Annotated in this window: 10 protein-coding genes; 4 read left to right on the top strand and 6 right to left on the bottom strand. The window is 68.2% G+C overall.

What is annotated here, in order from left to right; translation table 11 throughout:
• Nucleotides 1–361 precede the first annotated feature (361 nt).
• Together cobM and ACQEVO_RS34205 are read right to left on the bottom strand one after the other, a co-directional pair.
• Nucleotides 362–1,120 carry a precorrin-4 C(11)-methyltransferase gene (gene cobM, locus ACQEVO_RS34210; protein ID WP_432921274.1) on the bottom strand — a complete coding sequence of 253 codons (759 nt, stop codon included), beginning with the start codon at nt 1,118–1,120 and terminating at the stop codon, nt 362–364.
• Nucleotides 1,121–1,201: 81 nt separating this feature from the next.
• A complete protein-coding gene (locus ACQEVO_RS34205; protein ID WP_432921271.1) occupies nt 1,202–1,627 on the bottom strand; it encodes a PPOX class F420-dependent oxidoreductase in 426 nt (141 codons plus the stop codon).
• 251 nt (nt 1,628–1,878) lie between these two features.
• On the opposite strand from ACQEVO_RS34205, the gene ACQEVO_RS34200 reads away from it, so the two are divergent.
• Nucleotides 1,879–3,258, top strand: coding sequence for an MFS transporter (locus ACQEVO_RS34200; protein WP_432921268.1), 1,380 nt, complete (start codon nt 1,879–1,881; stop codon nt 3,256–3,258).
• A 100-nt stretch (nt 3,259–3,358) separates the two neighbouring features.
• On the opposite strand, the gene ACQEVO_RS34195 is transcribed toward ACQEVO_RS34200, so the two are convergent.
• Both ACQEVO_RS34195 and ACQEVO_RS34190 read right to left on the bottom strand, forming a co-directional pair.
• Entirely contained in the window at nt 3,359–3,781 is a 423-nt protein-coding gene (locus tag ACQEVO_RS34195) for a hypothetical protein (protein WP_432921265.1), read from the bottom strand.
• A complete protein-coding gene (locus ACQEVO_RS34190; RefSeq protein ID WP_432921262.1) occupies nt 3,768–4,175 on the bottom strand; it encodes a Zn-ribbon domain-containing OB-fold protein in 408 nt (135 codons plus the stop codon). The genes ACQEVO_RS34195 and ACQEVO_RS34190 overlap by 14 nt, the downstream gene beginning before the upstream one ends.
• A gap of 550 nt (nt 4,176–4,725) precedes the next feature.
• Between ACQEVO_RS34190 and ACQEVO_RS34185 the strand changes: the two genes are divergently transcribed.
• Nucleotides 4,726–6,069: an FAD-binding oxidoreductase gene (locus ACQEVO_RS34185; RefSeq protein ID WP_432921259.1), complete on the top strand. Its 1,344-nt coding sequence runs from the start codon at nt 4,726–4,728 to the stop codon at nt 6,067–6,069.
• A gap of 3 nt (nt 6,070–6,072) precedes the next feature.
• Nucleotides 6,073–6,465, top strand: coding sequence for a VOC family protein (locus ACQEVO_RS34180; RefSeq protein WP_432921256.1), 393 nt, complete (start codon nt 6,073–6,075; stop codon nt 6,463–6,465).
• 4 nt (nt 6,466–6,469) lie between these two features.
• Here ACQEVO_RS34180 and ACQEVO_RS34175 read toward each other — a convergent pair whose 3' ends face one another.
• The gene (locus ACQEVO_RS34175; protein ID WP_432921253.1) at nt 6,470–7,216 is read right to left on the bottom strand and encodes a helix-turn-helix domain-containing protein; all 747 of its coding nucleotides are present in this window, start codon (nt 7,214–7,216) and stop codon (nt 6,470–6,472) included.
• A 164-nt stretch (nt 7,217–7,380) separates the two neighbouring features.
• A complete protein-coding gene (locus ACQEVO_RS34170) occupies nt 7,381–8,244 on the bottom strand; it encodes an LLM class flavin-dependent oxidoreductase (protein ID WP_432921250.1) in 864 nt (287 codons plus the stop codon).
• A gap of 513 nt (nt 8,245–8,757) precedes the next feature.
• On the opposite strand from ACQEVO_RS34170, the gene ACQEVO_RS34165 reads away from it, so the two are divergent.
• Nucleotides 8,758–10,110, top strand: a complete 1,353-nt coding sequence (locus ACQEVO_RS34165) for a 2OG-Fe(II) oxygenase (protein WP_432921247.1) — start codon at nt 8,758–8,760, stop codon at nt 10,108–10,110.
• Nucleotides 10,111–10,124 lie beyond the last annotated feature (14 nt).

The following is a 10,124-nucleotide window of genomic DNA, read 5'->3' as shown; positions in this document are numbered from 1 at the left end:
CCGTAACCTCGCTTCCGGGCCGCGCGCGTGCGCTTCCCCTCAACACCCGGCAGCGACGCGCACCGCCGGTAGCGCGACGTCCGCTGTTCCAGGTCCACTTCTCGTTCGATCAGGCGAAAATGTCCATCGGAAGTATCCGTTTATCGGGCCGAGGATGTTACATCGGACGCCCGGTACCACCCGGCAGGTCGAGTGCCCTCCGACACCCTGTTACCCGCACCCGCGCGCCGACTCCTGACCACCGACCCAATCTACCGTCGCACCGGCGCGACACCAACCGCGTTCCGCATGCGCGGGCCCGCGGGCCGGGCCGTATCCGCAGACCGCGGGGCACCGTCCACCGAATGTGTCCTTGCCGTACTTATCCGGTCAGGTGTGCTCGGTCGCGCGCCGGATCGTAAAGGTGTGATTGCGCACAGACCACGTCCGGACCGAGCGCCCGGCCGACCAAGATCACAGCCGCCTGCCGCAGCCCCGCCGCCTCGACCCGGTCGGCGATTCCGGCCAGGGTGTCGCGCAGCACAACCTGGTCCGGCTGACTCGCGCGGTAGACCACCGCGACAGGGCAGTCGGGTCCGTAGTACTCGGCCAGTTCCGCCGCCAGCTCCCGGGTGCGGGTGACGGCGAGATGCAACGCCAACGTAGCGCCGGTCCGGGCGAACCCGGACAGCGTCTCCGAGGCGGGCATCGCCGTCGACCGGGCCTGGACCCGGGTCAGCACCACCGACTGCGCTACCTCCGGAACCGTCAGCTCCGTACCGAGCAGCGCGGCCGCCGCCGCGTACGCCGGTACGCCCGGGGTGATATCCCACGCCACCCCCGCCGCGTCGAGCCGGCGCGTCTGCTCGGTGAGCGCGGAATATATGGAGGGATCGCCGGAGACCAGCCGGGCCACCTCCCGCCCGGCCGCGGTCGCACGCACCAGATGTCCGGTGATCTCGTCGAGGTCCAGTCGCTGGGTATCGATGAGTTCGGTACCCGGCGCGCAGTGGGCGATCACCTCGGGATCGAGGTAGGTCCCCGGATAAAGGCATACCGGGCACCGCCGCAGCAGCTCCACCGCACGCACGGTCAGCAGATCGGCGGCGCCGGGCCCGGCCCCGATGAAGTGCACGGTCATGGGTCGAGCATAGGACCGCCGCGCCCTCGTCCCGCGAGCGCCGGTGACCGGGCGACCGCGGCACCGGTCCGGATGCGGAGGTCAGCCGACGGCGTCGAAGAAGGCGATGACCTTGGTCGGGCGCACCCGCACCAGGAGTTCGCCGGGCACACCGTTGCGGCGGCCGAACTCGTCGGCGCGGGCCGTACCCATGTATCGGCCCCCGATCGCGGTCGCCGTGCGCAGCAGTTCCGCGGGATCCTCCGAGAGGGTCACCGTGCCCTGGATCTGCACCGCCGCGTACGGCGGTTCCTCGAGGTCCACCACCAGCGCGATCCGGGGGTCACGCTGCAGCGCCTTCCCCTTCGCCGTGTCCTTGCCCGTGTTGAACACGATCTCGTCCCCGTCGAGCAGGAACCACACCGGAGTCACCACCGGACGCCCGTCGCGCGCGGTGAAAGCCACCTTGGCGGTGCGGGTTCCGTAACCGAGGAATTCACGCACCTTGGGATCGGAAAGTGAGGCCATGCGGATCACCCTAGGGCGGCCCGATCCCGGGCCGGGTGAGCCGACCGGCGCGTCGGACCGAACCGCGTGTTCCCCGTGGACAAGCGGCCCCGCGCCGCGCCGCCCGGCCGTTGGACCCCGCGGACAACCGTTCCCGCTGATCGGACAGCGTATGCACCGACCCCGCCGAATCGCCGGTACCGCGCCCGCATCCGGGTGATACTCCGAATGGCCCCGCAGCCGTTGGGGGCCGCGTGCGTGAGGAGTTGGCGATGACTGTGGTGGATGGGGCGAAACAAGCCGACGGCGGCTCGCCGCCCGGCCGGGGCGGCCTGCGGCGCGTGGTCGCCGCGTCCATGGCCGGGACCGTGGTGGAGTGGTACGAGTTCTTCCTGTACGGCACCGCGGCGACGCTGGTGTTCAGCAAGATCTTCTTCCCGGAATCCGACAGCGAACTCGACGCGATCCTGAAAGCTTTCCTCACTTATGCGGTCGGCTTCGCGGCCCGGCCGCTCGGCGGCCTCGTCTTCGGGCATTTCGGCGACAAGTACGGCCGGAAACGGCTGCTGCAGTTCAGCCTGATCCTGGTGGGCGCGGCGACGTTCCTCATGGGCTGCCTGCCCACCTACGACCAGATCGGCTACGCGGCGCCGACCCTGCTGGTGATACTGCGATTCCTGCAAGGCTTCGCCGTCGGCGGCGAATGGGGCGGCGCGGTACTGCTGGTCGCCGAGCACAGCCCGAACCGCAGCCGCGGTTTCTGGGCGAGCTGGCCGCAATCCGGCGTCCCCGGCGGCAACCTGCTGGCCACGCTCGTCCTGCTGGGTCTCACCGCGACCCTCTCCGACGACGCCTTCCTCTCCTGGGGCTGGCGGGTCGCGTTCTGGCTGTCGGCCGTGGTGGTACTGATCGGCTACTACGTGCGCACCAAGGTCACCGACGCACCCATCTTCACCGCCGCCCAGCGCACCGCCGAACAGGTCCGGACGTCGTCGTTCAGCGCTGTCGAGGTGCTGAAGCGATACCCTCGCGGCGTCTTCACCGCGATGGGCCTGCGCTTCGGCGAGAACATCATGTACTACCTGGTCGTCACCTTCACCGTCACCTATCTGAAGGTTCAGCACGATATGGCGACCGACGACATCCTGTGGTGGCTGCTCGCCGCCCACGCCGTCCACTTCGCCGCCATCCCGCTGGTCGGCGCCCTCGCCGACCGGCTCGGCCGGCGCCCCGTCTACCTGATCGGCACCATCGCGGCCGGTGCCTGGGGGTTCTTCGCCTTCCCGATGATGGACACCGGCAACGGCTGGGTGATCACCGCCGCCATCATGCTGGGCCTGATCGCGCATGCCTTCATGTACGCCCCGCAACCGGCGATCATGGCGGAAATGTTCCCCACCCGGATGCGCTACTCCGGCGTATCCCTCGGCTACCAGGTCACCTCGATCGTCGCGGGCTCCCTGGCCCCGGTGATCGCCGTCAAACTCCTGGACGTCTTCGACTCCCCGGTCCCGATCGCCATCTACCTCGCGGCAGCCGCCGCGGTGACGGCGGTGGCCGTGCTGGTGGCCCGCGAAACCAAAGGCTTCGACCTGGCCGACGTCGACCGCGCCGACGCGGCCCGGGACACCACGGCAACCGTCCGGCTCTGATGGCGGATCGGCGGGTTTGACCTCCGCTCCAATGGCTACGTCGCTCCATGCTGGAGGGAGTTGAGCAGTCAGCTTCCTTCGGCCCCGGCCAGTGTCCGGTTCAGCTCAGCGCCCGCACCGGCGCCGCGGGACGCACCCGGGTCGGCGAAACCGGCAGGTGAGTGGTCGCCGGGCCGAATCGGCGACCGGGTGCCGGCGCGCCCGAATCGGCCCGCCACCCCAAGGCCAGCGTCTCCCACAGATGCCTTTTCAACTGGCGAGTGCGCGGCTCATCGGAGTCACGCGGGCGCAGCGCCTCGCCCACCATTTCGAGGAACCGACGCCGGGTCACGCCGAATTTCACGAACAATTCCTCGGCTCCCGCACCGCCGAACGGTGCCCAACGGATCGCAAACCCCACCAGGGGCAACACCTCGGCGTCGAGTGCTCTGCCCATCTCCAGCGCGCGGCACTGCTGCATCGCGATCCGCACCCAGGCGGTACCGCCGGAAAATCCCGCGTCCGGCCGGTCAGTCGACGGCATACGCGGCCTCCGACCCCTCGCCGCGCCGGCGCGCCCGCCCACGGCGATCCACCGGACCGCCGTCTTCCGGGCTCACCGCGAATACCGGAAATCTGTCCTCTCGGGGGCGAGGCCGGAACCGCACCCGCACCGGGCCGCACGAGACCGCCGGGATCCGGCCTTCGATCGAGGTGTAGACCCACGGCCCTTCGTCGAGTTCGACGATGGCAATGGTCAACGGTGCCGCGGCGCCGGCCACGCCGCGCTCCACCACCCGCCAGGACAGAATCGAGCCGGCACCGGACGAGGGCACCCAGTCCAGGTCGCTCGACGCGCACGACGAACAGTCGACGGTGAGCGGCGCGAACAGGCGGTCACAACGCCCGCAGCGCCGGATCATCAATACGCCCGCCACACCCTCAACGGTGGCGGGATCACTGCCGGGACTCTCGGTACGGAATGGATGCATGGCTGCCTTCACGGTCGTTGTCGACGGGTGACACCAGCCTGAACGGCCAGGCGTACGCACACGTCGGCCGAACGACCCACTGCATACCTATTTCCGCCCCGCACCTGGGGCACAATCGGCGGTGCGGTTCGCTTTCGGCCGGTCACCGGCAGTTGCGGCCAAGCGGTCGTCCTCGGCGAGCGCGGCCGAAAGCCGGTCGTGTTCCCGGCGGAGATCGGCCAGCAGGTCCGGACATGCCGCGGCCAAGCCGGCGCTCGTATCGACAGTGCGCACTATCTGCCGCCCGTTGGCGGCCGCCGTGAGGGGGTGGCGGCGACCAAGGCCGAAGCTGTCCGGCTACAGTGGTGTCCGTTTCGTACAAGACCGGCAGTGGTTGTGCCCATATCGTCCGGAATGTGAATCCAAACTCGGTTCTCATGGGTGACGCCGCCCGCCTGCTCAGTGCGCTGTCCTCGTTCGCAGTCCTTTTCTCACCCGGCCGTCCGGGCCACGGCGAATGCGTATGTCCCGGATGACGACCTGGCTGTACCCTTCCGACGAGCGCTACCGTAACGAGTTCAGAACCGACAATTGTTCGGTCGTCCACCACCCGCGGGTGGTGTGTCCGGTCGCATCGCCGGCCGATGTGGCGGACGCGGTGACTTTCGCGCGCGAGCGGGGCCTGTCGGTCGCGGTTCAGTCCACCGGGCACGGAATGTCGCGGGCCGCTGACGGTGTTCTCGTGACCACACGGCGGCTGTCCCGCGTCACGATCGACCCTGTCCGGCGCCGGGCGTGGGTCGGCGCCGGCGCCCGCTGGCGCGAGGTGATCACCGCCGCGGCCGAGCACGGCTTGGCGCCGTTGAACGGGTCGAGTCCACACGTCGGGGTGATGGGGTACATCCTCGGTGGCGGCGTCGGGATGCTGGGCCGTCAGTACGGATACGCGGCGGACCACGTGCGCTCCATCGAACTGGTCACCGCCGACGCCGTGGTTCGCACGATCTCCCCGGCCACGGATCCGGAGCTGTTCCGCGTGGTCCGCGGCGGCAAGGACAATTTCGGGATCGCCACCGGAATCGAGATCGATCTCTTCCCGGTGACCGGTTTCTACGGCGGCAGCCTCTACTTTTCGGCCGAGCATGCGCGGGAGTTGTTGAACCGGTATGCCCGCTGGACCGCCGACCTTCCGAACGCCCTCGCTACATCGATCTTCCTGCTCGGCTACCCGGATCATCCCGATATTCGCCCGGAGCTGCGGGGGCGTTATATCGCACAGCTGCGCATCGCGTATTTCGGCCCATCCGGGGAGGCCGAGTCGCTGATTGCGGCGATTCGGGAGGTCGGCCCGCCGGTGCTCGACACGGTGCGGGCGATGCGCTACACCGAGATCGGGATGGTCCATCACGAACCGGTCGGGCGGTACACGGTGCACGAATCCGGTTTCTACAGCGGACCTCTCGAAGAAGCCGATGTCGACAGCATTCTAGCGGTCGCCGGGACGGATGCCGCCGAACCGCTCGGTTTCGAACTGCGACACCATGGCGGTGCGTACCGGAAACCGCCGGAAGTACCGAATGTCGTGGGCGGACGCGACGCCGAATTCACGGTGTACCTCAGCTCGGCCATCGACCCCCGGCACGATGCCGACCGGGCCCTACACGCTTCGGCCCGAAACCGATTCCGCCGCCTCGACAGGGGCAGCATGCTGAATTTCCTCGGTGCGCACACCGACCCGGCCGTGGTGGCGGCCGCCTTCAGTGCCGCTGACCTGCAACTGCTCCATGCGGTCAAGAACCGCGTGGACCCGCACAACCTCTTCCGCGTCAACCACAACATCGCACCGCTGACGAAAGGCTGAACCATGGCTGTCTCTCTCGACCTCATCGGTATCGTCACCATCGACCTGGCCCGATCGCTCGCCTTCTACCGTGCTCTCGGCATCGAAACACCCGAGATCAATGGCAGCGAACCCCATGTCGAGGTCGTACTCCCGAACGGACTGCGGCTCGCCTGGGACACCCTCGACACGATCAGGAGCTTCGACCCCGACTTCACCCAGGCGGCCGGCGGGCACCCGGTGGCCCTCGCGTTCGCGACCGCGAGCCCGTCCGATGTCGACGCACTGTACAAGACCGTCGTCGCAGCGGGTTTCCACGGCCATAAGGAGCCGTGGGACGCCGTCTGGGGACAGCGCTACGCCATTGTCCACGATCCGGATGGCAATACCGTCGATTTGTTCGCTCCCTTGCCCTGAGCGATCAGCCCAGCAGCGAACCCGGGGTGAGCCCGGTCATTCGTCGTGTGTCACGGCTGAGGTGCGCCTGGTCGGCGTACCCCGCCGCGACCGCCACCATCGACAGCGTGGCATCCGGCGCCCGGCGAGCCAGCCGGACCGCCCGCTGTAGCCGGCCCACGACCTGCAGTGTCTTCGGGGTCAGCCCGGTCTCCTGTTCGACCAGTCGCCGCAGATGACGAGGTGTGAGCGCGACACGATCGGCAACGGTGTCAACGGTCGTTGTCGCCGCGGTCAGCAACTCGACCGCCTTCTCCACTCGCGGATCGACGGTGAGGCACGGCCACAACGAGTGCGCTGTCAGCTCGTCGAATTCGCCCGCGCCGAGACTGCCGACGAGCGCGCGAGCGACCCGACCGGGCAACAGGTCGTCTACCGCCATCGCCGTGTCCCGCAGCTCGGAACCCGCCACGCCGGTCACCGAGCGCAACGCTGCAGTGTGAATACGCGCGCCGTGCAGAACCGTTCCCGGCGACAGCGCCGGCAGGTCGACCGTCGTGGCGGGGCCGACGAGCCAGCTCCGGCCGGTACTGCTCACGATGAAGTCGGCGTGGTTGTCCGGAATCACGCGCTGGGCACCGCCGCCGACCCGATGGGTCCACCTGCACAGAAACCCGGTGCTCGATCCGGCGAAGACGATCTCACGGTAGTGACTGTGTTTGTCCTCGAGATCCTCGCTGTCGGCGGGCCGGCCGGGCAGAGTTCGATCCACTGTTCTCACCACCTCGGCGGCAATTTGCCGCGGTTCACCGAACCTCCATTGTTGCTCAGTGCCCGTGTCGCATGCTGACAGACATGACCTGCAGCAGCGCCGCAGGATCGCACCGGGCGACCCGGGTCACCTCGCTCACGGCTGCGACCGCGTGTGGTCTTCCTTCACCCCACGAACCCGCGGAGCGCTTCGGCGAGCAGATCGATCTGCTCCAGCGCTCCGGTACTGGGGAACAGCAGCAGGTCATCGGCTCCGGCCTCGGTGAGGTGGTCGATTTCGTTGCGGAGATGGCTTTCGTCGGCGAGGACATCGGGCCGGATCTGCTCTGCATATTCGGCGCCGTAGTAATGCTTCACGTACGCCTCGGCGATCTCGGCGGCACCCGGACCGAGGCAGAAGTAGCGCTCCACGACCACCCGCGGCCGGCCGGGACGCCGGGCGCGACTCCACTCCCGGTGCACGGCCTCGATACCTGCGTGCAGGGTCTGACGACCGAACGACGGCGCCACCCAGCCGCCGGACAGCGCGGCAGCCCTGGCGAAACCTGCGGGCACCACCCCGGCGAGCAGGACGCCGGGCCGGCCCGGCGGCAAAGCGGGCACAGGTCCCGAGGCGCCCGACACCTCGCCCCGCCACACCGTGCGCATCGCAGCCAGCGCACTCTCGAACGCGGCCCCCCGACCGGCCAGGGTGACCTCGCTGACGGCGTAATCCTCCGGCCAGCCGCCCATACCCAGCCCCACTGTGAGACGTCCGCCGGAAAGGCGTTCCAGGGAGTCGATCTGCTTGGCCAGGACGATCGGGTTACGCCGGTAGCCCGTATTCAGCACAGTGGTCAGCAACTCGACTCGCTCGGTGCGCGCCGCCGCGGCAGCCAAGGCCACAAGGGGGTCCAGATTGTCGTAAACCAGCCGGTCGATCACGGCGAGCGAGTGGAAACCACGCGCCTCACTCGCGGCGGCCCAGTCACCGATCGCTGTGGGATCGCTTCCCGGTACAGCGGCGGGCAGACCGATTCCGATCCGCAACTTTCCCTCCTCGGATGATGGTGGTGTAGCGGCCTCGCGCCTGCGGCCGGGACGCCGACCACATGAAGCCGCCACGGATGATCGGCCACGAAGCCAGAAGCGGGACCGAGCAACCCGAAGCCTCCTCGAACGCCTCGAATTCCCAAGCAGTCAACCTATGCAGTCGGCCTTGGGCCGGGATTGAACGAATCGGACATCCGCTGTGTGGCGGCAGCCACCGTCGGTCGGCAGTTACCGGACTGCGTGAACGTGACGTGCCGCCGTTACCACGACCCCGACGACAACGCGAGCCTGGCAGACCTCGCCGAGGCGAGCAGCGTCGGCCGATCCACCATCCACCGCATCATCAGCGGCACCCCGCACACCGCACACCGCGGGCTCGGGCACGGGCTCCGGCCGGTTCGAATCGTGTCGAAGGAGCCGCGCAGGTGATCGTTGCACCGAGGCTCGTGCCAGTTCGTCGGTGGGTCCTGTCAGGATGCCCGTGCACAGTGTCGAATACGGGAGAAGTGCGTGACGGACAAGACTTTACAGTTGATCGGCGAGCTCATGAGCGCGGTGCCGCCGGCCGGTTCATTTGCCACGCGGTGGACGGGCGCGGCGGAGAACCTGGCGATCGAGGTCGATGGGGTGGGTCCGATCGGGTTGCCGGTGCCGCCGGCGCAGGCGCGGCAACTGTGCGAGGTCGCGCGGCCGGCGCGGTACGGCCGGCGCGAGCAGACCCTGCTGGACGCGAATGTGCGCAATACCTGGCAAGTTCCGCTGGACCGGGTAACGATCGACGAGCGGTGGCGGCAGACGTTGCTGCCTGTACTGGATACCGTGCGGGCAGAGCTGGGTCTGGCGCCGGACTGCGAATTTTCCGCGGAACTGCATTCGATGCTGGTGTACGAGCCGGGACAATTCTTCCGTCGCCATCAGGATTCGGAGAAGGCCGAAGGAATGATCGGCACGCTGGTGGTGACTCTGCCTTCGGAATTCACCGGCGGGGAGCTGGTGATCGAGCAGCAGGGGACGCAGGTCACCGACCAGGGTGCACCGGAGGAACTGTCGTTCGTCGCGTTCTACAGCGACTGCGAGCACGAGGTATTGCCGGTCACCGAGGGTTTCCGGATCACACTCACCTACAACCTGGTGGCCCGGGGACGTACCGGACCGGACGCCGCCGCGTTCGCCACACACCCGTCGACCGCGCTACTCGCCGAACAGTTGCGCACGCATTTCACCACACCGCTGGAGGCGCTGACGCGGTCTACCGGTCGCCCGCCGGCGACGCACCTGCCCCGCCAACTCGTCTACCTGCTGGATCATCAGTACTCCCAGCAGGGATTCGGCTGGGATCAGCTCAAGGGCGTCGATGCCGCCCGTACCGCGCTGATGCTCGCCGCGGCCGACAGTGCGGGATACGACGTCTCGCTGGCGCTCGCGGAGGCCATGGACTCCTACGACGAGGACTACACCTCGTACATGCTGATCTACCGCGAGCGCTGGGAACGCGTCGAGGACGGGTGGAAATGCCTCGAAAGCTCCGAGGTCGAGTTCGACGACGACGGGGAAATGGTGGAACCCGAGCACACCGACCCCGAAGACATTCCGGTGCGCTCCAGCCTCCCGTTACCCCCGGGCTCGGACGATCTGGGCGACCTGCGCTGGTCGTACATCACACTGACCTGGCTGATCGACCGGGCGGGGTCGGCCGGCGAACCCGAGGTGGCAAACATCTGGGACGAGGAGTTGTGTACCGGCGAATCGAATTCGGCGCTGGAACCGTACGCCTCGGAAATCGAGGGCTACATGGGCAACGAGGGTAATACCGCCAGTTTCTGGTACCGGCGCGCGGCGATCGTAGTCCGGCCCCGGCGGTAGACGACCCGGCAATT

Origin of the sequence: Nocardia sp. CA-290969, assembly GCF_050936135.1 — a bacterium.
Taxonomy (GTDB): domain Bacteria; phylum Actinomycetota; class Actinomycetes; order Mycobacteriales; family Mycobacteriaceae; genus Nocardia.
This window is presented reverse-complemented; position numbering and strand designations above follow the sequence as displayed.

Bases quoted from the DNA above. Each gene is read 5' to 3' on its own strand.
- ACQEVO_RS34185 (WP_432921259.1), top strand. From the start codon at position 4,726: ATGCGTATGTCCCGGATGACGACCTGGCTGTACCCTTCCGACGAGCGC.
- ACQEVO_RS34195 (WP_432921265.1), bottom strand. From the start codon at position 3,781: ATGCCGTCGACTGACCGGCCGGACGCGGGATTTTCCGGCGGTACCGCC.
- ACQEVO_RS34205 (WP_432921271.1), bottom strand. From the start codon at position 1,627: ATGGCCTCACTTTCCGATCCCAAGGTGCGTGAATTCCTCGGTTACGGA.
- cobM (WP_432921274.1), bottom strand. From the start codon at position 1,120: ATGACCGTGCACTTCATCGGGGCCGGGCCCGGCGCCGCCGATCTGCTG.
- ACQEVO_RS34200 (WP_432921268.1), top strand. From the start codon at position 1,879: ATGACTGTGGTGGATGGGGCGAAACAAGCCGACGGCGGCTCGCCGCCC.
- ACQEVO_RS34180 (WP_432921256.1), top strand. From the start codon at position 6,073: ATGGCTGTCTCTCTCGACCTCATCGGTATCGTCACCATCGACCTGGCC.